The organism is Clostridium sp. 'deep sea' (assembly GCF_014931565.1).
Classification (GTDB): Bacteria; Bacillota; UBA994; order PWPR01; family PWPR01.
The window spans coordinates 2,166,854-2,189,482 of sequence record NZ_CP063353.1; the positions used below are offsets into that span (position 1 = coordinate 2,166,854).

Consider the following 22,629-nt stretch of genomic DNA (forward strand, 5'->3'; position numbering starts at 1 on the left):
CAATGATATCCTATTATAGTTTTTTTAGTTTTTAGATCGAAATTGGTAAATAATTATTTTTAATGGACACAGCCCTTGCTACTCAATTATTTTAAAACTCATTTTACAGGGATCTTTACCTTTTGACATTAAAGGTGAACTTACTATTGTACAATCTAGTTTATTATCTAAGGCTATTTGCAAATGGTGTTTAATATGCCCACCACAACACATACAATATGTTTTAGAAATTGGCTCATCTATTACATTGATACAAGGGCATGAATACTTTTCTCTGTTGTCAGGAAAAAACTGAACTGTTATAGAATTATCTATTTCTTTTTTTACACTATAAGCAAAAACCTCAGGGGTATTATTTGCTGCCTCTATTCGTTCATCTAAAGTTATGTAATCTTTAGCTATGGCTTGAGACAAAGCCAGCCTTTTTCCACCTAAACAACATGAACAACTCTCTCTAATTTCTTTCTTTTTTTCTTTGCTAAATAATTCATCCATTCTATCCATTGCTTGTTTCATAAAATAAGATAAATTATCTTTTTTAGATTTTTTTGGGCTTTTTTAAGTTTTCCAGCACCTTGTAATATATAATCCATATCTTTTTTTGCAACTTTGTGTTTTAAAAGAGCATTATGTAAAACCATAATTTTGCCATACACCATATCTTCATTATTATGCTTGTAGTAATCAACAACTCTATTCACACAAGGTTTATAGTGCTCAAGACTTAGGGTTTTTCCATTATTATTGTAATACTTTATTAAGCTATTTTTAGTAAAAATTTGCAAAGAACAATTATAGTTAGGGTGTAGCTTATAGCAGCTATCATTTAAGGCCTGGCTTAAATAACTGTTTAATTGCTCCATACTATAACAACTAGTTTTTAGCTTTATACCATACATTCTCTTTTTTATGATATCTATATATGTATAACCCTGAGGTACAGCAGTATTAGCTTCATGCAGCATTCCTATTAGATAATCATAACTACCATCTTCCCTAAAATTATAAGCATATGCGACATACTGTTTATAAATTAACGGCAAATCCTCAAGTTGTTGAAAAGTATCATCATTTAAACAAGTTTTCCACAGTTTTGTTTGTTCATCTCCATTTTTTGTACAAGCAGTACTTCTACCTATTAATCTACACTCTCTATAATATTTTCTAACATGCCTAAATACAGTACAAATTATAATCCTCTCCTTTAATAATTATGCAAATATTGTAACATAGCTAATAAGACATAAAGCTGTCATATATTACTTAATCTTTAGGTATATTGTTATGTTGTTTTCATACTATAAAAAAGAACAACCCATAGGTCGCTCTTAAACAGATATCTATTAAATTGAACTTTTTTTAGTTAAAACAACTATAACTCTAGTTTTAAATCATTCTCTTTAATCATATTCTTTTTACGCATAAAGCCTGCAATTAACAAGGTTATTACTGCTGGTAAAATAAAGTGTAGCAGAATTATGGCTAAATACATTTTTACTCCACCTAAACCTGCTGCCTCCATGGCTGTAACAGTACCAAACTGGCCTACTAAACCACTAGTACCCATACCAGAGCCTATAGGTATGTTTTGCATTTTAAAAACAGTAGTAGCCAATGGGCCTATAATTGCTCCCGCTAAAGTTGGTGGAATCCATACCTTCCAGTTTTTAACGATATTTGGCATTTGAAGCATTGAGGTACCTAACCCCTGTGCAAATAAACCCCCCCAGCCGTTTTCTTTAAAGCTCATTACTGCAAAACCTACCATTTGAGCCGCACAACCTACGGTAGCAGCTCCTGCGGCAATACCACTTAAACTCAACATAATGCCAATTGAAGCACTACTTATTGGTAGGGTTAACGCCATACCCATTAAAACAGCAATAATAATGCCCATAGGTATAGGATGCATTTCTGTTGCTCTCATAATTAAAGTTCCAAAGCCACTCATTATGGCATCTACCCCTGGACCAACTAAAGTTCCTACTAAACAGCCCACAATAATTGTAACTGCTGGTGTAACTATAATATCAATTTTGGTTTCCTTAGAAACCATTTTACCAAACTCAGCACCAAAGGCACCTGCCAAAAAGGCCCCTACAGGTCCACCAGCCGCACCCCCAGCTGCACCTGTTATTGCTGAAGCAAACAAAACTAAAGGTGGTGCTTGTAAGCCATAAGCTACTGCTACAGCAATAGCAGGACCAGTCATTTGTTTAGCCAAAGGCCATACAGTATCTGTTAAAAAAGTAATGCCTAATTTGCCACCTATTACATTTAAGATACTACCAATAATTAATGATGAAAATAAACCTAAAGCCATATAACTAAGGGCATCTATTAAGTAACGCTGAACAGTAAATTCAATATTTTTACGCTTAAAAAAGCCCTGCTTAACTTGTTTTTTTTCCATAATACTCTCCCTATTAAAAATTGTTAACATCATTCTCTTATTAACACATTGTTATTATGTGTCTGTTATTATGTGATTGATAATAACAAAAATATAATAACACAAAAAATAAATAATGCAAGACATATTTTAGAAAACATCTTAAAAATATTTTAACTACAACAATCATGTTGAAAAAAATAAACATGTTAGTGCGATGTTTTGACTAATAATTACCAAAACCTTATAATTAAATTACAAACAAAAGGGGAAAACAAAATGAAAAAGAGAATGGTGGTAGGTGTAATTATAGCTACATTATTTATTGTTACTATTACATTTACCTCGGCACACAACAACATATTACAACACATTTTAGGAAAACCCGCAACAAAAGAATTTATTAAAGATACCGTACATATTCATGGTAAAATACAAAAAATCGAAAACAACTCTATTGATTACATTGAAGTAACAATTATCAATGATCATAAAACTTTAGTATTGCTTGTAAACAACGAAACTACATAGGTAATTATACAAAAAGCCCTGCCAAACAAGTTGATTACTTAAAAAAAGATATGAGTATAGATGTAAACTACTATAAACAAAATAATAAGTTAATTGCAACAACCATAAATGTAGTTAATTAAAATAACATTTGTAGCACTAAGCTGATCTTTAAGATCAGCTTTTTTATGTACTATAATCTTATTTATTTCGAATAAATATTTCTACTTACATAGAATATATGCTATTATTAAGTAAAATAAGGTAATTTTATATTTTTATACATATTAATCTTATAAATATATATTACTAACCTTATAAATATTCTACTAGGGGTGTGATTTATATGAAACCAGGCTTGTTTTTTGATTTTTGTACTCTACTAGTTATAGCTACTATTACAACAATTTTCACTTTTATTGGTACGAAAAAAAACTTTTACTTACGTGAAATAAGTGGCTTAAATGCCATAGAAGAGGCCATTGGCAGGGCAACAGAAATGGGCAAAAAGGTTCATTTCGTACCAGGCATAGGTGGAATTGTTGGCCGCTCATCAGCATCAACATTATCTAGTTTACAATTACTAACCTACACAGCTAAAAAAGTAGCTAACTATGGATCCAAAATTCTAGTTAGCGTTAATAGTGCTTTAATGCTTCAGATAAGCCAAGAAACTATTAGAATTGCGTATAAGGCCGTTAACAAAGAAAAAAGTTATAGTAATAATTCTGTTCAGTTTATATCTAATAACCAATTTGCGTATGCAACAGCAATACGCTCACTTCTCGATAGCGGAGAGATAGCCGCTAATATAATGATTGGGTCTTTTTATGCTGAAGCCCTCATGATTGCTGAGGCAGGAAACTATGCTGGAACTATTCAAATTGCTGGCACCGATAATTTAACCCAAATACCTTTTTTTATTGCTAGTTGTGATTATGTACTTATAGGTGAAGAAATATTTGCGGCAGGTGCAATTGTATCTAACGACCGACTGAAAAAAGGCTGCATTGTGGGTCAAGATTTTAGCAAGATTGTGATTATTGCTTTTTTATTAGTAGGCGGACTTTTACAACTACTAAAATGAGGAGAATAACTTATGAAATTAAAAACTATTTTCTTACTTATTACAATTGTTTGTACTGCTATTGTATTAATAGATGGCTTTTTTGATCTACCCCTATTCCCCATGCTCTCTGCCAATTTAGTAAACTGGGTTGTAGTAATAGGATTAATGGCTTTAGCAACAGCTGTCATAAATTTAATGCAAATACACACTAAAAGAATTATCCAGCGCAAAAAAAACTGGTTTTATTCGGCTTATTTTGTAATTGTGTTTTTAGTAGTAACCTTTATTGGAATTATTGAATACCCCAATGGCGCTACCTTTTCTTTTATTATTAAAAATATCTACACACCATTAGCCACCACAATTTACTCTTTATTGGGGTTATGGATGGCTACAGCAGCATATAAAGCATTTAGATTAAGGTCGTTTAATTCATTAGTACTTTTACTTTCGGGGGTAATTGTTTTGCTAGGCAGCACTACCTTTGGAGCAGCTATCTCACCTGTTTTTTCTATAATAGCTACCTATATACGTATTATACCAACAACAATAGCAACTAGAGCAATATTAATTAGTACTGCCATAGGAACTATAGCTCTAGGACTTAGAATTTTACTAGGCATAGAATCACCCTTTTCAACAAAACAAGATTAATGAAAGGAGACTTTTAAAATGAAAAAAATCTTTAATCTTAAACGTAAAACTATTTATTTACTCGTTATTTTATCATTAGCTATACCCTTGCTTTTTCCGTTTAAACTACCCGCTCATGCCACTAATGAAACTAAAGATTTTTATGAAAAAATAGAAAATTTGCAACCTCAAAGCAGGGTGTTAGTAGTTGTTAGCTTTTCAGCATCTGATGAGGTAGAAATGAAAAGCCAATTTAATGCAGTAATGAAACATTTATTTAGTAAGAAAGACATAAAAATGGTTACATTTTCAATTGATCCAACTGGCTTAATCTACTTAGAAGAGTATATGAACTTATACCAATCAGAGTATCAAAAAGTTAGTGGAAAAGATTTTGCTAATTTGGGTTACTTATATGGAAACGACAATGCCATAGCTAATTTTTCAAAGAATATACATAAAGCAGCTCCTACAGATCACTATGGAACACCTATAGAAAACCTAAGTATAATGAGCAACATTAAAAGTGGTGCAGATTTTGATTTAGTAATTAACTTTGGCTTTGCTGGATCAGATGCCTTAATTTTTTACTTAACAGATGTTTATAACGTTGATTTTGCTTGTGGCATGCAATCAATTAGGACCATACAACAGCTACCATATTATGCCTCAGGACAAATAGATGGATTATTAAATGGAATTTTAGGTGCTGCAGGTTATGAGAGCCTGCTTAATAGCTGGGGTCCAGCAAATATATTCATGAACCCACTATCAACTTCTAGTATATTAATTATAGTTTTAATATTTATTGGTAATATATCATACTTTATTAATAATAAAACAAAGGATATGAAATAATATGGTAGAAAATTCTGTAGCAGCAGTTTTAACAATAGGACTAATGTCTTTTATTATTAAAGAAAACCCCTTTCATAAGCTTTGTGAATACACCTTTTTAGCAGTAGCAACAGCCTACTCCTTTGTTTTAGCAATTTCGCGTATAAACCCAGTTATTATCACCCCCCTAAAAAATGGTAAATTCAATATAATAATACCAATGTTAGTGGGATTATTAATATATGCACGTTATCTAAAAGGTAAACAGTGGCTAATGAGATTTCCTATATCAATAACTATTGGTGTAGGATTAGGCTTATCACTAAAAGGAGTAGTTTCGTCTTTATTAGTAAAACAGGTACAAAGTACCTACAGAAATATAAATACTGTTTCTGGCTTTATAATTTTTATAGGCGTAATCTGTATTTTGCTTTTTTTCTTTTTTGTAAGAGACAAAACAGGAAAAACACCTATAGCCTTAAAAACAACAAATAAAATTAGTCAAATTATTTTAATGCTTGCTTTTGGCTGTTTATTTAGCAATGTAATCATTAGCCGAATGACATTTTTATTGGGTAGAATTAAGTTTTTGCTTGGAGATTGGCTAGGACTTCTTTAGTATTGTATTTTTATTTCCCAGTAAATAATAACAGGCTGCTTTTTAGCAGCCTGTTATTAGCTATTTGTGGTAAGCTCCTTATAATTAAGCACAGTTTCTTTTCCTAACTTCATGTTTTTAAGTTTCACACTGTTATTTTTTTGTTCTTCTTCTCCTATTAACAAAACCTTATCTATATTAAGTTTATTTGCATAGTTTAGTTTCTTTTTTAGCGAGGCATCTTCAAAATACATAGTTGTAGCAATACCTTTACTTTGCAAAAAGCACATTACTTGACATGAATATTTAAATGTATCTCCTATTGGTACAATTAAATACTCAGTTTTGTTATCTACACAATAATTATCTATAAATCCTATTTCTTTTAATACATAAAATAAGCGTGTTAAACCAATGGAAATACCCACCCCTGGCAGCACATTTTTTGTGTAATTTTGGGCTAAATTATCGTACCTGCCACCTGAGCAAACTGAGCCATATTGTTCATTACCTATAAGAGAGGTTTCAAAAACAGTACCAGTATAGTAGTTTAAGCCCCTAATAATTTTTAGGTTTATTTCATACTCACTATTATCTACAGCAAATAATTCTAAAGCCACAACAACTTGTTTAAGCTCATTAACTCCTGTCTTAAACTCTTCGTTATTAACCTCTAAATTCTGCAAACTAGTTATTACCTCTATAGCAGAACCCTTTATCTCTAACACTTTATTAATAAAACTAACTTTATCTACGCCAATTAGTTGTATTAGTTTCTCATTAAAACTGGCTTTATCCATTTTATCGTATTTATCTATTAAACTCATTACCTCGACAATATTAGTAATATTAAGCTCTTTAAATAAACCTTTAAGTATTTTTCTGTTACTAACTAAAAAACAATAGTTTTGCAAGCCAATTGCCTTAAATGCCTTAGACACTAAACTTATTACCCAAGCATCATTATTGATATTTAATTTATTTTTAGCAATAACATCAACATCAAGCTGATAAAACTCTCTATACCGACCACGCTGATTCCGCTCCCCCCTATATACCTTACCTATTTGATAACGCTTAAAAGGAAAAGTGAGTTTATCAATATATTGGGCTACATATCTAGCAAAAGGTACCGTTAAATCAAATCTCATTAACAGGTCGTTTTTGCCTTTAGTAAACCTATACACCTGTTTTTCGGTTTCTCCGCCCTCTTTAGCCAATATAACCTCTGACTTCTCTAATATGGGGGTATCAATAGCTAAACAGCCATTACTCTCATATACATTAACTATTTTACTGACAATATCATTAAACTTAACTTGTTCATTAGGCATTAACTCCATAAAACCCGCTAAAATACTAGGCTTAATAATTTTACTCATGTAATTCACTCCTTACCTATTTTTTATGCAAAAAACCATGTAGGCATATACCCCACATGGTTTAATAAATTATGTTTTCACACATTTATTTTACCTAGAGATACAAGCCTGTGAAATAGACCTGTACCTGCATAGCAGAACAAGTCTCTAGATATGGCAATGATAAAAACTACTAAAAAATGTGTACATAATAATTCTCCTTTAGTTTAAAAATATTATACATTTTTAATTAAGCCTAAGCAAATATTTTTAACTAAGCTTTAAATATCTTTTAAACCTATCCACTGCTTTAAATCCTCTATAACAGCTCTGCCTTGTTGATTAACATTAATCTGTTCTAAAGTTTTAATTAGCTGTTCTTTCTTAAACAGCACAGTTTTAAAAGAATTAGCTATAGTTAAAATTAAATTGCTATCCATAGCATCCGAATACACTTTACACTCTGTTATATATCCATTTACTAAGGTAAAACCAATACTTAGTTCACCCCAAGGGAACTTATTATAATAACTTATATCAAAATTAGGACTCTCACCATAACGCCATTGCCAAGATGAATATTTTTGATAAAGCTTATCCATATCATCAGTAAAGGTTTGCACTGCAATGTACTCATCACTTTCTCCATAGGTTGTAGTAAAACTCTTAAGCAAACTCTCTGCCATATTTTCAATATTAATTTGATTATTTAAGCTTACCAAGTTTACAACCCTAGACTTCACTGAATCAATACCCTTAGATGCTATTTTTTCTTTAGACACCTGTAAATACTTTACCATTTTACTAAAGTTAGTATTAATTAAAAGAGTTCCATGATGATATGCTGCATTGTCATCAAAATAAAAAGCATTGCCAGAAAACTTTTTGCCATTAGCAATAAGATCATTTCTCCCCGAAAATTCTGCTTTTACTGCTAAGCTTTGCACTGCATCTAAAATAACTTGCAGCTGTTTTGTAAGGTTGTATAATTTTTTATCCATAATAAAGGTAAAGTTTAAATTACCTTTATCATGATAAACAGCCCCGCCACCAGATAATCTACGTGCCAGTTTTCCGCCTTCTTTTTCAAATTGTTTACAGCTACATTCTTTCCAGGGATTTTGATTTCTACCGATTACTATTGTATTATCATTTTGCCATAAATATAGAATTATTTGATTATGCTTAACCTGCTTTAATAAAAACTCTTCTAATGCTAAGTTATACCAGGGGTCAAACGACTGTGACCGAATTATCATAGAGTTTATTAAACTATTGTGCAAAGTGTAGAGCACCACCCTCTACAGCTAATGCGGCTTCATGTACTGCCTCGGCTGTGGTAGGGTGCGCATGAATGGTTTCTGTAATTTGTTTAGCTGTTAATCCATTTTTTATAGCTAATGTTAACTCTGCAATTAAATCTGTGGCATGTGGACCTATTATTGCGCTACCAATAATTTTACCTGTAGACTTTTCTTTAATTATTTTCACAAAACCTCTAGCTTCACCTAAAGTTAAGGCCTTACCGTTTGCATTAAAAGGAAACTTTCCTACTTCTATTTCTATTTTACTTGCTGCTGCTGTTTTTTCACTTACCCCAACTACAGCAATTTCAGGCATTGTAAAGATTGCACTAGGTACACTGCCATAATCCATAGTTGAGCTAACACCCATAATATTATTTACTGCTACAATTCCTTGATGTGAGGCAACATGTGCTAGCTGAAGCTTATTGGTTACATCTCCAATAGCATAAATATTATCAACATTAGTTTGCATTTTTTCATTTACCTTAATGCCACGCTTTTTATCATTTAATTCTATTCCTAATTTATTTATGCCTAAACCATCTATATAAGGCTTTCTGCCAACAGAGATCAACACTTTATCGGCTGAAATAAATTTATATTCATCGTCTTTAACAAACTTTACAATACACCCAGTATCTTCACTTTTAATAATTTCCTCAACTTTAGAACCCGTAAAAATATTAATACCTTTTTCTTTGGCACTAGTAGTTATTTCTTTGCAAATATCATCATCTAATACAGACAATACATTGTCCATATATTCAATAACAGTAACATCTACCCCAAAACTCTTAAAGATAAAGGCAAACTCCATGCCAATTACGCCGCCACCAATTATTGTCATTTTTTGAGGTAAGTCTGTTAGCTCTAATGCCTGTTCACTAAATATTAAATTACCTCTTTTGGCACAAGGCACAGGAAGTTCAGCTGTTTTAGATCCAGTGGAAATGATAATATGTTTAGCTTTAATAATAGTTTCGGAATTACCATTTTTAACGATTATAGTTTTAGCATCCTTAATAGTACCCACACCAGTTACTAAAGTTACCTTTTTCTTCTGTAATAAATAATGAATACCAGTCACCAATTTATTTACAATATTATTTTTTCTTGTTAGGACTTTTTTCATATCAAAGTTAATATTTTCTGCAAAACAGCCAAACTCTTCTGCCTCTTTTAAGTTATTTAATACTTCCGCAGAACGAACTAAAGCTTTGGTTGGAATACAGCCTCTGTTTAAACATGTTCCACCAACCTTATCCATTTCTACCAAAACTACTTTGGCACCTAATTTAGCAGCATGAAGGGCTGCCACATAACCTCCAGGGCCTCCACCAATAATAGCGATATCGCTTTCAATATCTTGCTGTTTCTTAGGTTTAATTAATATGTTATATCCACCTATATTTATTTTTGGGGCACTTTTCTCTGGCTGATTATTGCTAACCCTTAAAGTAGCTAGTTTTTCACCTTTTTTAGCAGTCACTGCTTCTTCAATTAATATCTCTTGCAAAACACCACTAAATTGTGCCTTGATAGGAGAGCTACCTTTTTTTCCTTCTATATCAAATAGTACATCGCCTGCTTTAACAGTATCTCCAGCTTTTTTACGAACCCTAACAATTTTAGCATCTGGGGCATTGTTAGGTATATTATTAAGCTTAATATCAACTATTTTATTTTCATTAGTATCACTTTTATTTTGGTCTTTAGAGATAACTGCTAAAACAGCATTAACTTTAGCAACATCCCCTTCACTAACCATCACTTTTTCAACTTTACCATTAAAATCAGACTTAATTGGTGTATTTGCTTTTTTTCCTTCTAATTCAAAAAGCAAGTCGCCTTTCTTAACAGTATCACCTTTATGTTTGTGTACCCTAATAACCTTTGCTTCATTAACATTATTGGGTAACTTATTTAGTTTAATGTCAACCATTTTTGCTTTTCTCCTTTATATATATATAAAAGGCAGAGTTTCCTCTGCCTTTTTTGTTGATACTTACTGAAAATCAGGGGCAAATTCAGCAATAGAATCTTTAAGTAATGTTACAGTGTATGCCATAGAAGGGCCACCACCAAATGCAACAGCTACCATTGCTGCTTCCATAATTTCTTCAGGTGTTGCTCCTGCCTCTAAAGCCTTAAATACATGATAAACTATGCAGTATTCGCAACGACTAAAAGCTCCTATAGCTACGCTTATAAGCTCTTTAGTTTTAACATCCATGGCGCCTGGGGCATATGCTGCACCCAATAAATTCATAAAGGCATTTACCTGTTCACCATTGGTATTACCTACTTCTTGTAAACCTCCAACAAAATCATTCAACATTGTTCTTGGATTTTTAGCCATGATATAATTCTCCTTTTAAAGATTTTCTACGCCTCAAGTATAGACCAGGTATTTTCATACTACAACATGTAACTATTCCCATTTAATACTCTAAAATAACATTTAACAGATAATATCTAACTCCTATGAAGCATATTCTTATATTTAGTATAAAAAAATATATTTTTGCATAGCAAATCATATTATCATTTAATATCACTAATAAAATATAAACTCAATTATCTGTAAATACTAAATGAGCATAATAAAGCGTATCTCTTTTATATTCTTACCAACATAATACAAAATAGTCGAGTAAAATACTATTAATTAACTTTTATTTAAATTAAACGATTTACAAGGAAAAATTGTTACAAAGTATTTAAAAAAAACCAAAAACTTAAAGTTTGTGGTTTTTTGTTTTATACACTTTTTAGGTAACTCATAAATTGCAATTTAAATTAATTTTTTATCTACTTGTAAAAAACTTTTTTAAATATCCACAACGGAATCACACAGAGGTGATTGCCTACTAACAAACATTTTCACTTAATGTGATGTAACAACAATCAGTCTTTTTTATTAATTTATTTTAAGTAAACTCGACAAGGTCTAGTAGAGGTCATTGTTCCTAAAATATGACTCACTGATACACCACATTTTTGAGCTATATCCATTACAGTAATCTCTTGCTCACCTTGCTTACCCATTAACCAAACCTCATCACCAATATTAACATTTTCAACATTTGTTATATCAGCAAAAGATTGATCCATATTTATGGCCACAATGGGGCACTTCTTTCCATTAATAATAACACAGGGATTTTTCTCAGCATTTTTAGTAATTATTTGCTTAAGATAACCACATCCTAAACCAAAACTCATTACAGCTACCTTTGAACGTTTTTTAGGCTGAAAGAACTTAGAATAACTTGCTGAGCCACCCTTTTCAACATCTCTTACGTTTGTAACAAAGGCCTTCCAGGAAACAGCCGGCTCTAAAGCAAGGCGATTATATTCACCAGGAGAAGTATCATAACCCCAAATGAGAGCGGCAGGTCTTACAAGGTTATAATGGGTTTCCGGAACTCTCACTGTTGCACCCGAATTAGCCATATGTAAATACTTAAGAGTTAAACCATTTGCCCGCATTTGCTCAACAGCTAAGTTAAACTCTTTAACCTGCTTATAATTAAACTCATTACTTGCTTCATCGGGAGAAGCTAGCTGAGTTAAGGCACCTTCTATTTCAATACCTGGCAAGGTTTTTACATAATCAATAAACTCTTGTAACTCTTCTCCAACATGTACTCCAATGCGTCGCATTCCTGTATCTACTTTTATATGGCATTTTGTAACTTTGTTTTGCCTAACAGATTCATTAGCTATTAAAGATGTAAGTTTTTTATCATAAATAGTGGCAACAATATCATTTTCAACTAAAGCTTTTACAGCAGTATTACGAACCCCTCCGAATGTCATAATAAAACAGTTTATGCCAGCTGCCCGTAACTCTAAGGCCTCAGAAAGTGCCGCTGTAGCAAACTTTTTAACACCACACTCTTTATACATATAAACACAAGGTTCAACCAAACCATGACCATAACCAAATGATTTTGAGGTAACCATTAACTCTACATTTGGCCCAATATGTGCCCTAATTTTATCAATATTGCTTTTTACCTTTTTAAGGTCAACATAAATAATGGAGTTACTAACTTCTGGTGTTATCATTACTTTTCCCCCTAGCTATAATGTTTTTATATTTAATAATTATATTGTTAAATATAAAGCAATTAAATATATCTGTAAAGCTATTTTAAAAGGGGATTGATTGCACCTTGTAACATTGGCAGTAATTATACTAAAGCTTTTTTAATATAAAGTCTAAGTCTTGAACATCATTCTCCATATTGCTAAATAAATCTCCTTTTTTTGCAAGCCTTTCTTTTATGCTAAAAAAATTAAAATCATTAATATCTATGCCCTGCTTTAACTCCTGCCATGTAATAGGGGTAGCAATACGGGCATTTTCAACTGCTCTAGTAGAGTAAGGGGTGATAATGGTTTTACCTTTCCACATTTGCAAATAATCAAAATAGAGCTTATTACCCCTGTTTTTTATTAATCGCTCTATAGATATTTTAGTAGGATAACTTTGCGCAAAATACTTAGCAAAAAACTCATTTATTTTACGAGCATTTTCATAGCTATATTTACAACCAACTGGTATATAAATTTGTAAACCTGTTGAGCCAGAGGTTTTAACATAACTTTTTATGTTTAATTTTGTTAGGGTTTCATAAATTAATAAAGCAACCTCCATAACCTGCTCAAAAGTTTGATTTTTAGAAGGGTCTAAATCAAACACTAAACTAGTGGGGTTATTAGCATTATTTAAGGTATTAAAACAAGTATGAAACTCTAAAGCGGCTTGGTTTGCCATCCATAATAAAATATCTGCACTATTTAAACTTTGCTCTACCCAACTAGGGGCATAATCTGGCAAATTTTTTTGATAAAAACTCTTTTTAGCTACTCCATCGGGATACCGTATAACTGTTAATTTGCGATTTTGAGCGTATTTTAAAATATAAGGAGACAGCTCATACATTAAATTAAGATAATCTATTTTTTTAATACCTAACTTAGGCCATAACAGCTTATTAGGGTTACTTATTTTAAAATTATTCATAGAGTATACTCCACCCCATTTGCATTTATTGCAGCTAAATCACTAAAACCAATAATTTGGGGGTGCCTTAGGCTCCCGCTATTGGTCCACTCTAAATACTCTACCCAACAAGTTAATAGAGGCTTGGTAAATTGAATATTTTTACTATCACTTAAATTAATAAAAGGGTTATTATCGCTTTTAAGTTGACTTAGGTTTTGCTTTAATAAACTTAAATCTTTTTGAGATAAACCAATTGAGGCTTTACCTATATATAAAAATATATTATTTCTGTAAAACCCTAATAATAAAGACTTAATCTTATTAGCCTCTATATGCAGACCACCAATTACAGCCAATAGCTTTTTTTTAACCTTAATCTTGTACCAATCACTATGTTTTTTACCTACCATATAAGTACTATGTTTTTCTTTAGAAACAATACCCTCATAACCAAGCTCTTTTACCTTGTTATATAATACATGTCCATCTACAAAATAATCACTATAAATAAACGTATTATTTTGAGTTGTATTTTGCTTTAATATTTTTTTGCGCTCTATATACGGTTTACTAGTAAGATCATCTCCATTAAACTGCAAAATATCAAACATGACATAGGTTAATGGTAGCCTGTTTATATTAGCTTTTATTTTATACTGCTGACTACTTTTAAACTTAACAAGTACGTCATGAAATGAGTGTTTATTTTCTGACCATACAGTGAGCTCCCCATCAATAGTGGCCTTATTACCCTTAAAAATACTTTTGAAGCCTTTTATCTCGGGAAATTGGTGTAATATTTGTTTACCTCTTTTAGTGTAAAGTTTAAATAAATCATTTTCATAAAACAGCAAACCCCTAATGCCATCAAACTTAATTTCATGAGCCCAATTTTCTCCCTCAGGTATTTTTGTAGTTCTTATAGGCTCCATAGGCTTAATAATCACTAACTAACGCCCTTCTTTTTGCGTGTTTTGCGAGTATTTTTAGTAGTTGGTTTGCTACTCTTTAGGCTGGCCTGTAGTGCCGACATTAAGTCTACAACATTATTATTTTTAGGCTGCACCTTAACATGCTCATCAACAGATTTGCCTTGTATTTTATTCTCTATAATTTCTTGCAGGGCGTTACGGTAATCATCATGGTATTTTTGAGGATCAAAGGTAGTTGTTAACTGATCTATTAGCTGTTTAGCTATCTCCAACTCTTTAGGGTTGGCCTGGGTGTTTTGGGGTAAATCGGGCACTTGATTAACCTCACGTATTTCATCGGGATAAAACAAGGTTTCGAGTAATAGGGTATCCTCATATACTCTAAGAGCTGCCAACGATTGTTTGTTACGAATAGTTATTTTAGCTAAGGCTATTTTTTTAGTATCACCCATTGCTGTACGTAACAAATTATAGGCTTTACCACCCTGAAAAGGTGATAAATAATATGATTTACCAAAGTAAATAGGGTCAATTTCTGTTAAATTTACAAAATCAATAATTTCTATAGATTTATCTAAAACTTCTGCTTTAGCTGTCTTAAAGTCTTCTTCTTTCATAATTACAAAATGACCATTCTCATACTCAAAGGCCTTAACTATTTCATCTTCTTTAACCTCACGCCCACAATTCTCGCAGTATTTTTTGTATTTAATAGGTGAATTACATTCTTTATGTAAACTTCTAAACCTAATATCTTTGTTTTCAGTTGCAGTAAACATTTTAACTGGTATATTAACAAGTCCAAAGCTAATTGAACCCTTCCACATGGTATGCATAGTACATTATCCTTTCTATCTAACTTATAGTTTTAGGGTTTCCTAACTAGGTAAAATAATGTACTTGTAGGTTAAAAATGAAATTTTTTGTAACCACAAAGAGTGAGTAGATTGAAAAGAATGTTATGATTAGAACTTAAGTTGAGCTTAAAAAATGTCACTCAAACTAATTAACTTACTTCTTTTGTATTACCACAAAGAACTCGAAGAACACAAAGGGATTATGCTTTTGCTTTAATTATTGCTTTATAAATCATACTTTCACACCAACTTCGTAGTGGCTGGTCTTGTGCCAGCCAAAAAGTTTTAATTGAACTACTAAGCAAAATAAACACTAAGTTTTTCTTAGTAGTTTAAATGTTACCTAATTTTTCATATTTCGTTTTAGTTATCTTCATTAACTGCGGTTAATAGCTCCTCTGCTATCTCTAAAGCACAGCTTTTACATAGGGGTATTCTGGTGCTAGCCATAGAATCTAAACAGGTAATTGTTAAAATATGTAGAGTTGCACTCTTCCAACCACAAACAAAACACTTACTATCCTTATTATTTTCAACAGATATTATTCCTGTGGTAAAACTAAGTTCTTGTTCTGCTGTTGGTCTTACCACTATCATTGGTTGTAGCATATGTTACTCTCCTTATATAAATTTATGTATACTAATCTGCTACCTTAAAGCTTTGTTTATCAAAAAACAACTGCTCTATACTACTACCAAAATAATCTGATAATATCTTAGCCTCCTGCAATGTTAAGTTTCTATCTCCTACTTCTTTTTTATAATAAGCTCCAATAGATTTTAAACTTAATAACTCAGCTAAAGTCTCTGTACTTACTCTTTTTTGTTTACGTAGATATCTTAGTTTTGTGTGCATTTAATAATCTCCCATTACGTTATTTCTTAAGTTCCACATTGCCACTTTTATTCTAGTACCATATTGGTACATTGTCAATACAATTGATGCAAAATAACACCGTTTTGGATGTATAGAAGCAAGTGTCAGATTGGTACAATAATTTTAGGTGATAACATGATAGGAAAAAGACTAAAAGAATTGAGGAAGTCAAGTGGATTAACTCAACAACAGCTTGCAGATATACTTAAGCTTGAAAGACCAACTTACGTAAGATATGAAAATGAATTACGGAAATTGCCTTATGACATTTTATTAAAAATATCCAGATACTTTAATGTATCTACAGACTATATACTTGGAGCTACTAATACTCCAAAACCAATTGATAAATTTAACTTAGACATAAAGTACATAAAGTTAGCTCAGGAAATACAAGAAGCTAAAATTAAACCAAATACAATACGAAAAATGATTGAAGCAATTAAGTCAGTTAATAAATAAAAGAACTACCTTTATTAGAGAGTTTGCAAAGATAATGCAGGTAGGACAAAGCACTATAAGCCAATGGGAGAATGGTTAACGAGAACCTGACTTCAAGACTCTGTTGTTAATATCAGAGTATTTTAAAGTTTCAATAGACTATCTCTTAGGAAATTCAAACGAATTTGCTACATCTCAACTTTCTGTGGAATTTAAAGGAATCAACTTAGAGTATTTAAAACTAGCAAGAGAGTTACAAGAAGGAGATTTTAGTCCTGAGGATATTAGAATGATATTAAAGGCTGTGGAATCAGCTAATAAAAGTAAGAAATAAGCTTTTTTAATAAAAAAGGATTCATTAGCAATATCCTACTAATGAATCCGTACTACTCTTTATGTGAAACGACTTAACTAGTACAACATAGCTTTTTATGCTATTTCATGCTGTGTTTATTTAATACTTTAATACCATCCGACCAATAAATTCTTTCATCAATACGTCTATACATGCGATATGCAACTGGCTTAAAGCCTTTCTTTGGCCAAAAATTAGATGAACATAAATTAGCAATTCGCCAGTCTGTATAGGCATTTTCTAATCCATCTTCTATAGCTTTGTTAAACATTAACTTCGTTAGTATATTACCAATACCAGATCCTCTACTTTTCTTTACGGTTCCGGCAATTTCCATTCCTATGGCTTTTTCTGGAATCATCATATGAGAGTTATCTTCTTCGATATAACCACCCTGAAATCCTAATAATTCACTACCAGCATATGCAAGTAATATAATTGACTCGTCATCATTAGGCAATTCTCCGTAACGCTCTCTTATTATTTCCATATCTTCGGGTAACCCAGCAGCGTAAGTTGGTGCTCCAGCTTGATAAGTAAAAATAAGATTAGATATATTTCTTAAATTCTCTGAATCGTTTTCATCTGCTAGTTTAATAGTTAAATTATCTGGAATTTTAACATCATATTTTGATAAGCTAGTTATTCCATAAACCTGTTGAAAGGCAAAGCTTAAGTTCAACCATGAATCTACTACTTGCTTATCGCCAGCAGGGATTATTATATAATGAGATAAAACTCCATTCTCAACCCATACTTTAACTAATTGAGCATAGAGTTTTCTATATAATTCTGGCGATTCTGAATCAGCTATTGCTAATCCCTCATAATCTATCCATGCACATCTGCCAAACCTATTATCTATCTTAATATTTGATAATAAAAAACCTAAAATTTTATTATCTTTATAAGCACATATTCCTTTAGTATAATTTCTTTCTATTCTTTCCTTAAGTATCTTTTCTGTACACTTAGCATCTTCGAATTTCTTTTTTAATGATGGAAAAATAATTCTTTCCTTTTTATGCCTCTTTGCCAATAATTCTGCAGCTTGAAATACATCTTCTTTTTTAAACTTTCTAAATTTCATTATTTTACCTCTACTATATTTCTTAATTATCAAACATTACTAGCTGGTAGAAAATAAAACTATGAAAAAGCTTTAATTTAACGAGCTTTTTAAATTATAAGCTATAATAAGGCCAATTATTTTACACCAGTATTTAATCATACCTGAACAAATTTACATGTTTATAATATCAGAGCAAAGATTGTAAACACAAGAACACAGATAGTACAGTAGTATATTTGTATGAAATTCACTATAACAATTTCTTATAACAGTTTTAAATAATGCATCGTTGTTCATATGTATTATTATTACCTAACTTTTCAATAGAAAAAAGCTCTAGTTTATGCAGTGTAACGACTAGAGCTTTTTATTTATGTTTTGTAATTTTAATAGTAATAAACTATTATCTTAGAAAATAAATATAATGTTATATACAATAAAAAACATAAAGCACAGCTATAAACACTTTAAAGCTGTTGTACATTAAAATTGTATACTGTTTGTTTGTTTTTTTCGCGCCAAACGTCCTAAATAAAACGCTGCACACAAAAGTGCAAACGCTACAATATAGACCCAATAAAAACGGTGACCAAAGAAAGTAAGTTTACCTGCAATATTTAGTAAAGGCAAAAAGAAAAACTGAGTAGATATACCTATTATATTAGACCAATAATGCTTCATAACAACCACTTGAAATAAAATTAAAACTATATCTATAAATCCAAAAAAATGAACTATAATCATGGCCTCTTTGTCTGAGTTTGTAAAATAGTATGTAAGATATCCTAAGCCAAACCAAACAAGCAAATAAATAATCCCAATTAAGCCATACGGAAGAGCTTTATCAAAATAAACAGTCATTATTAAATGATTCATATAATAACCAAGCGGTAACGGAATAAGGCCTATTAATAACAGTAGTAATTTTTTCATTAATTTATCTCCATGTAATTTTTTGTATTTAATGCTAATTTTCTTAAAATCTCCTCTACCTTTATTTATTCTACACTCTATTACACACTGCAATTCCAAATCCTGCCTTTAAAGAAGTTATAATTAAGAAAATAACTAGATTATGGTAGAGTAATTTTATCAGAGTTTTTAAAACGTGGTTGAAGATTATTTTTAATGAAACTCATATGGGGTAACAATGAGTAAAACGCCTTAAATTAAAAACTGAAATATAAATAAAAGATTACTTTCATTAAAATATTACTAATAAAAAATCGTCTATAAACATGGTTTAAGTCTCAAGACGATTTTACTAAAACATTCATAACAATATTAGTTTTTCTACATACAAATTCAGTAAAAAAAACATTATCTTTATAGCTATTGTAAGGTAGCGCTTGACTCTCTAACATTGATTTGATTAATATCATATCCATTAGATAACAGGTAAGCCTTAACACCACTCTTTGTTAGTTTAGACTTAGGGCCTAGTACTATCTCTTGAATTATATTGTAATCTACTAACTTTTCAAAATGTATATCTGCATATGCAACCAGCATATTATTTCTAAAATAGTATTGTATTTTTTCCATGCAAAACTGCCCTATGTCCTGATTAACATTAAAAGGGTGTTTATCTTTATCTGGTAACTTATCTAAATCATATGCATCTTCAAATACAATACGTACCTCTTTTTCTTCTTTAAAGGCTGGGTTTTTTATGTAACAGCTGGCATACTCAATTCCTTTGGCAAAATGTTCGCAGAAAACATCAAAATTGTTAATAAAATACATATGAAAAGGCTTATTATCAATGCCCTCATTTTTTTGCTTTAAGGCTCTTAAAAAATCTAAAGAATTTTTAATTATCTCCCTAAGTTTGTCTACTTGTTTTAATTTATTATAAATTACTTTACCTACATCAACATTCTTTTTTTTATTCTTAAGCTTTTTAATTAAATCATAATTAAAACCTATAGATACCCCATAACCATCTTCAGCATAGGCCCTCCATTGACTTAGTAAATCACCTGACTGAGAAAAGCAAGAAATAAGCGTTATTGTTGAAGTGTTTAAATAATCTTCTAAAAGATCAAGCAAATAGCTAAAGTGGCTTGTTTTTTTCTTGTTACTAAAAAAGCTTTTTAGTAAATTATCACTTAGCCCTTGAGCTGCTAGTTCCTCATTCATAGCTTGCTCTAATACATTAAATATCCATCTTTTTTCCATATAATCATTTGTTTTATTTAAATCAGATAAACGAATACATTTATTACGAATAATTTTATCGAAAGTCTCTAATCTACAATAATGATAAATACTTGCCATATATATTTCTCCTTACAATAAGATGAGTAGCAAAAAGCTAATAGCTAACTTTTTCTACCCACTTTTTAGCTTTCCAATCTATAAAATTGAATATACACTTAGGTAAAATAATGTAACATAAAATTATTAGCATTAGCAGATTAGTCTTTAGTGCTTTGTAAAACCCAAAATAATTTAAGCAAAATAAATCCAATTATGATAAAATGTGATTACTTAAGAGATTGATATTGAAATACTAAAATTATATTAAGGAGAGGTGACTGGTGCTATTTAACAGAACACAGGATAATAATCAATATGAAAATATTCAAAATTTTAGCAAGTATCTTACACAAGATGAGCAAATAGAAAAAACCTATAAAACTGTACTCAATAAACTATGCTTTACAAATAAAAGAATAATATACTACGATAATAATCTAATAACTAAAAAACGAGTTAGCATACCTTACAAGTCTATTGTTGCTTATACAATTGAAGAATTTGGTGTGTTAAACGCTGAACTAGATCTGTTTACATGTGGTGGAATCTTCGAGATCGAGTTTAGTAAGGGCACTAATATGAGCGAAGTAGATAAAATGATTGCTAAACACATAGGGCTATTATAGCCCTATTTTTGTATCTTTTTTTACAACTATTGCATAATACCACCCCCAATCTGCGTTTATTTAGCAATGCCACTACCACATAGCCTTTCAAATTGACCAATTATGAAATAATTAAACAATTTACACCAAATTATGATATAATTTTTTTAATATTGAAATTATACTAAGCAATTGACTACATACTACACTTTTTTTCATTTCTCCTTTTTCCTTAATTTGAGACCTCTTTAGGTCTCTTTTTTTTGCTACATACAGATTGTGGATAAATAATATTAAAATATACAATTTAAAAATAATATACATAATACTGGATTTTATGTTATTATTGTATTAGCATTCTGGTAATATTTATGATGCAAATATTATACATTGATTTTAAATATATAATTTAAAAATGCATGCTTAAATGTCTGCCTTACAAAATTACATAAACCAGTAATATACACCTATGAATAACTTAATTTTATATGAATATGAATACAATTTAATAAGAAGGAGATATAGAAAATGCGAAAACTTATTGTTTTAATTGTTATTTTATGCTTGGTAATTATCCCTACATTTGCATTAAATCACCCGTCACAGTTCTGGAGTCAGCGTGTCTCGACTTACAGTGATTCTGCTATATCATGGAATTCAAATAAATTAGATAAAACATATTGCACAGAACTACCTGGTCAAGAAAACACAAAGTTTTATGATTCAAATGTTAATGATAATGTGAAAGGCTTCATTGATAGATCAGGTTGCTGGACTACTTCATATGCAATGCTATTTAAAAATCTTGGAGCACAGACTGTCAAAAAATATGTTGACTTAAGAAAGAATTACGTTATAGAAGACTACATGGAACCAGATCCATTTAGTGTAGTTTGGGTTAATATGCATGCAAATTATAGTCCAGCAATTGTACATGAAAATAATATTGTAAAGGTTAAAGGATTTAAAGGAAAGTATGCACCAACATCCATATATCATGATCATTTAGCAAAAAATTTCGGTTATAGAGTAAAGGAAGTTGATTTAGAAAACTTGACTAATGCAGAAAAAATTGATGTTATTGATTCATACCTTAGGGATCACCCAGAAGGGGTTATGATTAGAACTAAGAAAAACAATTACCGTCATACGCTAGTTTTTGCAAAGTCGTTAATACAAGGTCCGTTTATAACAAATAGCAAAAATGATAATGTAGTTGAAAAGTACAACTTACAAGAAAGGTTTATTCAACCTCATGAGGTAGGAATTCAAGGAGAAGCACCTGATTTTTCAAACTTTAGTATTCCAGAAAAAAATAGTGTTAAAACAATGATTGGCTCAGAATTTTTAGTATGTGATCCATATACCAAAAACGAATCATCTCTTGGAGATAACGTTGAGTTTTCAAGGTCATTTACCTATTATTTCTATAATGGCTATGATAATATATATAAGCTACAGTATTTAGTTCCAATACCATAATAACAGAGGGGCTACAGATTAT

General features: G+C 30.8%; 26 protein-coding genes. 10 read left to right on the top strand and 16 right to left on the bottom strand.

Annotation, left to right across the window (positions count from 1 at the left end; all coding sequences use genetic code 11):
• Positions 1-78 precede the first annotated feature (78 nt).
• The 3 genes from IMX26_RS10000 to IMX26_RS10010 all read right to left on the bottom strand — a co-directional run bounded on the left by IMX26_RS10000 (position 79) and on the right by IMX26_RS10010 (position 2,413).
• Positions 79-516, bottom strand: coding sequence for a DUF6144 family protein (locus IMX26_RS10000; RefSeq protein WP_195158251.1), 438 nt, complete (start codon positions 514-516; stop codon positions 79-81).
• Positions 513-965, bottom strand: coding sequence for a hypothetical protein (locus IMX26_RS10005; RefSeq protein ID WP_195158252.1), 453 nt, complete (start codon positions 963-965; stop codon positions 513-515). Before IMX26_RS10005 ends, IMX26_RS10000 begins: the two co-directional genes overlap by 4 nt.
• 407 nt (positions 966-1,372) lie before the next feature.
• Entirely contained in the window at positions 1,373-2,413 is a 1,041-nt protein-coding gene (locus IMX26_RS10010) for a PTS sugar transporter subunit IIC (RefSeq protein WP_195158253.1), read from the bottom strand.
• Between the two features lie 258 nt (positions 2,414-2,671).
• On the opposite strand from IMX26_RS10010, the gene IMX26_RS10015 reads away from it, so the two are divergent.
• The 5 genes from IMX26_RS10015 to IMX26_RS10035 all read left to right on the top strand — a co-directional run bounded on the left by IMX26_RS10015 (position 2,672) and on the right by IMX26_RS10035 (position 6,060).
• Positions 2,672-2,923: a hypothetical protein gene (locus IMX26_RS10015; RefSeq protein ID WP_195158254.1), complete on the top strand. Its 252-nt coding sequence runs from the start codon at positions 2,672-2,674 to the stop codon at positions 2,921-2,923.
• A 325-nt stretch (positions 2,924-3,248) separates the two neighbouring features.
• Positions 3,249-3,989 carry a DUF6754 domain-containing protein gene (locus tag IMX26_RS10020; RefSeq protein ID WP_195158255.1) on the top strand — a complete coding sequence of 247 codons (741 nt, stop codon included), beginning with the start codon at positions 3,249-3,251 and terminating at the stop codon, positions 3,987-3,989.
• Between the two features lie 12 nt (positions 3,990-4,001).
• Entirely contained in the window at positions 4,002-4,625 is a 624-nt protein-coding gene (locus IMX26_RS10025) for a hypothetical protein (protein ID WP_195158256.1), read from the top strand.
• Positions 4,626-4,643: 18 nt separating this feature from the next.
• On the top strand, positions 4,644-5,462 hold the full coding sequence (locus IMX26_RS10030) for a hypothetical protein (RefSeq protein ID WP_195158257.1): 819 nt from the start codon (positions 4,644-4,646) through the stop codon (positions 5,460-5,462).
• Between the two features lies 1 nt (position 5,463).
• On the top strand, positions 5,464-6,060 hold the full coding sequence (locus IMX26_RS10035) for a hypothetical protein (RefSeq protein WP_195158258.1): 597 nt from the start codon (positions 5,464-5,466) through the stop codon (positions 6,058-6,060).
• Between the two features lie 56 nt (positions 6,061-6,116).
• Here the strand turns inward: IMX26_RS10035 and hisS are convergent, their stop codons facing one another.
• The 10 genes from hisS to IMX26_RS10085 form a co-directional block, all read right to left on the bottom strand.
• Complete coding sequence (hisS, locus tag IMX26_RS10040; protein WP_195158259.1) at positions 6,117-7,421, bottom strand: histidine--tRNA ligase; 1,305 nt, start codon at positions 7,419-7,421, stop codon at positions 6,117-6,119.
• A gap of 260 nt (positions 7,422-7,681) precedes the next feature.
• A complete protein-coding gene (locus IMX26_RS10045) occupies positions 7,682-8,683 on the bottom strand; it encodes a lipoate--protein ligase (protein ID WP_347707858.1) in 1,002 nt (333 codons plus the stop codon).
• Positions 8,673-10,649, bottom strand: a complete 1,977-nt coding sequence (gene lpdA / locus IMX26_RS10050) for a dihydrolipoyl dehydrogenase (RefSeq protein WP_243259066.1) — start codon at positions 10,647-10,649, stop codon at positions 8,673-8,675. The genes IMX26_RS10045 and lpdA overlap by 11 nt, the downstream gene beginning before the upstream one ends.
• A gap of 63 nt (positions 10,650-10,712) precedes the next feature.
• Positions 10,713-11,066: a carboxymuconolactone decarboxylase family protein gene (locus IMX26_RS10055; protein ID WP_195158260.1), complete on the bottom strand. Its 354-nt coding sequence runs from the start codon at positions 11,064-11,066 to the stop codon at positions 10,713-10,715.
• A 566-nt stretch (positions 11,067-11,632) separates the two neighbouring features.
• Positions 11,633-12,781, bottom strand: a complete 1,149-nt coding sequence (alr, locus tag IMX26_RS10060; protein ID WP_195158261.1) for an alanine racemase — start codon at positions 12,779-12,781, stop codon at positions 11,633-11,635.
• 130 nt (positions 12,782-12,911) lie between these two features.
• Positions 12,912-13,742 (bottom strand): non-homologous end-joining DNA ligase, encoded by an 831-nt coding sequence (gene ligD, locus IMX26_RS10065; RefSeq protein WP_195158262.1) that lies wholly within the window; start codon positions 13,740-13,742, stop codon positions 12,912-12,914.
• A complete protein-coding gene (locus IMX26_RS10070; protein WP_195158263.1) occupies positions 13,739-14,671 on the bottom strand; it encodes an ATP-dependent DNA ligase in 933 nt (310 codons plus the stop codon). Before IMX26_RS10070 ends, ligD begins: the two co-directional genes overlap by 4 nt.
• Positions 14,671-15,483 carry a Ku protein gene (locus IMX26_RS10075; RefSeq protein WP_243259076.1) on the bottom strand — a complete coding sequence of 271 codons (813 nt, stop codon included), beginning with the start codon at positions 15,481-15,483 and terminating at the stop codon, positions 14,671-14,673. Before IMX26_RS10075 ends, IMX26_RS10070 begins: the two co-directional genes overlap by 1 nt.
• A 393-nt stretch (positions 15,484-15,876) precedes the next feature.
• Positions 15,877-16,122 carry a hypothetical protein gene (locus tag IMX26_RS10080; RefSeq protein ID WP_195158265.1) on the bottom strand — a complete coding sequence of 82 codons (246 nt, stop codon included), beginning with the start codon at positions 16,120-16,122 and terminating at the stop codon, positions 15,877-15,879.
• A gap of 31 nt (positions 16,123-16,153) precedes the next feature.
• Positions 16,154-16,369 (bottom strand): helix-turn-helix transcriptional regulator, encoded by a 216-nt coding sequence (locus tag IMX26_RS10085; RefSeq protein WP_195158266.1) that lies wholly within the window; start codon positions 16,367-16,369, stop codon positions 16,154-16,156.
• Positions 16,370-16,477: 108 nt separating this feature from the next.
• Between IMX26_RS10085 and IMX26_RS10090 the strand changes: the two genes are divergently transcribed.
• From IMX26_RS10090 to IMX26_RS10095, 3 genes are read left to right on the top strand one after another with little or no spacing between them, the layout of a single operon-like run.
• The gene (locus tag IMX26_RS10090) at positions 16,478-16,852 is read left to right on the top strand and encodes a helix-turn-helix transcriptional regulator (protein ID WP_243259079.1); all 375 of its coding nucleotides are present in this window, start codon (positions 16,478-16,480) and stop codon (positions 16,850-16,852) included.
• Entirely contained in the window at positions 16,824-16,931 is a 108-nt protein-coding gene (locus IMX26_RS18125) for a helix-turn-helix domain-containing protein (RefSeq protein ID WP_279324853.1), read from the top strand. Before IMX26_RS10090 ends, IMX26_RS18125 begins: the two co-directional genes overlap by 29 nt.
• Positions 16,932-16,955: 24 nt before the next feature.
• On the top strand, positions 16,956-17,165 hold the full coding sequence (locus IMX26_RS10095; protein WP_243259090.1) for a hypothetical protein: 210 nt from the start codon (positions 16,956-16,958) through the stop codon (positions 17,163-17,165).
• Positions 17,166-17,265: 100 nt separating this feature from the next.
• Here the strand turns inward: IMX26_RS10095 and IMX26_RS10100 are convergent, their stop codons facing one another.
• The 3 genes from IMX26_RS10100 to IMX26_RS10110 all read right to left on the bottom strand — a co-directional run bounded on the left by IMX26_RS10100 (position 17,266) and on the right by IMX26_RS10110 (position 20,538).
• Complete coding sequence (locus IMX26_RS10100) at positions 17,266-18,276, bottom strand: hypothetical protein (protein ID WP_195158267.1); 1,011 nt, start codon at positions 18,274-18,276, stop codon at positions 17,266-17,268.
• Between the two features lie 465 nt (positions 18,277-18,741).
• Positions 18,742-19,191: a hypothetical protein gene (locus IMX26_RS10105; RefSeq protein ID WP_195158268.1), complete on the bottom strand. Its 450-nt coding sequence runs from the start codon at positions 19,189-19,191 to the stop codon at positions 18,742-18,744.
• A 399-nt stretch (positions 19,192-19,590) separates the two neighbouring features.
• On the bottom strand, positions 19,591-20,538 hold the full coding sequence (locus IMX26_RS10110; protein ID WP_195158269.1) for a DUF2971 domain-containing protein: 948 nt from the start codon (positions 20,536-20,538) through the stop codon (positions 19,591-19,593).
• 263 nt (positions 20,539-20,801) lie between these two features.
• Between IMX26_RS10110 and IMX26_RS10115 the strand changes: the two genes are divergently transcribed.
• Both IMX26_RS10115 and IMX26_RS10120 read left to right on the top strand, forming a co-directional pair.
• Complete coding sequence (locus IMX26_RS10115) at positions 20,802-21,146, top strand: PH domain-containing protein (protein ID WP_195158270.1); 345 nt, start codon at positions 20,802-20,804, stop codon at positions 21,144-21,146.
• A 507-nt stretch (positions 21,147-21,653) separates the two neighbouring features.
• A complete protein-coding gene (locus IMX26_RS10120) occupies positions 21,654-22,607 on the top strand; it encodes a hypothetical protein (RefSeq protein ID WP_195158271.1) in 954 nt (317 codons plus the stop codon).
• Positions 22,608-22,629 lie beyond the last annotated feature (22 nt).

What these genes read in the sequence shown, in the direction of transcription:
- IMX26_RS10015 (WP_195158254.1), top strand. Translation starts at nt 2,672, where the DNA reads ATGAAAAAGAGAATGGTGGTAGGTGTAATTATAGCTACATTATTTATT.
- IMX26_RS10035 (WP_195158258.1), top strand. Translation starts at nt 5,464, where the DNA reads ATGGTAGAAAATTCTGTAGCAGCAGTTTTAACAATAGGACTAATGTCT.
- IMX26_RS10120 (WP_195158271.1), top strand. Translation starts at nt 21,654, where the DNA reads ATGCGAAAACTTATTGTTTTAATTGTTATTTTATGCTTGGTAATTATC.
- IMX26_RS10100 (WP_195158267.1), bottom strand. Translation starts at nt 18,276, where the DNA reads ATGAAATTTAGAAAGTTTAAAAAAGAAGATGTATTTCAAGCTGCAGAA.
- IMX26_RS10025 (WP_195158256.1), top strand. Translation starts at nt 4,002, where the DNA reads ATGAAATTAAAAACTATTTTCTTACTTATTACAATTGTTTGTACTGCT.
- IMX26_RS10020 (WP_195158255.1), top strand. Translation starts at nt 3,249, where the DNA reads ATGAAACCAGGCTTGTTTTTTGATTTTTGTACTCTACTAGTTATAGCT.
- lpdA (WP_243259066.1), bottom strand. Translation starts at nt 10,649, where the DNA reads ATGGTTGACATTAAACTAAATAAGTTACCCAATAATGTTAATGAAGCA.
- IMX26_RS10055 (WP_195158260.1), bottom strand. Translation starts at nt 11,066, where the DNA reads ATGGCTAAAAATCCAAGAACAATGTTGAATGATTTTGTTGGAGGTTTA.
- IMX26_RS10075 (WP_243259076.1), bottom strand. Translation starts at nt 15,483, where the DNA reads ATGTGGAAGGGTTCAATTAGCTTTGGACTTGTTAATATACCAGTTAAA.
- IMX26_RS10010 (WP_195158253.1), bottom strand. Translation starts at nt 2,413, where the DNA reads ATGGAAAAAAAACAAGTTAAGCAGGGCTTTTTTAAGCGTAAAAATATT.
- IMX26_RS10000 (WP_195158251.1), bottom strand. Translation starts at nt 516, where the DNA reads ATGAAACAAGCAATGGATAGAATGGATGAATTATTTAGCAAAGAAAAA.
- ligD (WP_195158262.1), bottom strand. Translation starts at nt 13,742, where the DNA reads ATGAATAATTTTAAAATAAGTAACCCTAATAAGCTGTTATGGCCTAAG.
- IMX26_RS10085 (WP_195158266.1), bottom strand. Translation starts at nt 16,369, where the DNA reads ATGCACACAAAACTAAGATATCTACGTAAACAAAAAAGAGTAAGTACA.
- IMX26_RS10110 (WP_195158269.1), bottom strand. Translation starts at nt 20,538, where the DNA reads ATGGCAAGTATTTATCATTATTGTAGATTAGAGACTTTCGATAAAATT.
- hisS (WP_195158259.1), bottom strand. Translation starts at nt 7,421, where the DNA reads ATGAGTAAAATTATTAAGCCTAGTATTTTAGCGGGTTTTATGGAGTTA.
- IMX26_RS10105 (WP_195158268.1), bottom strand. Translation starts at nt 19,191, where the DNA reads ATGAAAAAATTACTACTGTTATTAATAGGCCTTATTCCGTTACCGCTT.
- IMX26_RS10080 (WP_195158265.1), bottom strand. Translation starts at nt 16,122, where the DNA reads ATGCTACAACCAATGATAGTGGTAAGACCAACAGCAGAACAAGAACTT.
- IMX26_RS10005 (WP_195158252.1), bottom strand. Translation starts at nt 965, where the DNA reads ATGCTGCATGAAGCTAATACTGCTGTACCTCAGGGTTATACATATATA.
- IMX26_RS10090 (WP_243259079.1), top strand. Translation starts at nt 16,478, where the DNA reads ATGTATAGAAGCAAGTGTCAGATTGGTACAATAATTTTAGGTGATAAC.
- IMX26_RS10030 (WP_195158257.1), top strand. Translation starts at nt 4,644, where the DNA reads ATGAAAAAAATCTTTAATCTTAAACGTAAAACTATTTATTTACTCGTT.
- alr (WP_195158261.1), bottom strand. Translation starts at nt 12,781, where the DNA reads ATGATAACACCAGAAGTTAGTAACTCCATTATTTATGTTGACCTTAAA.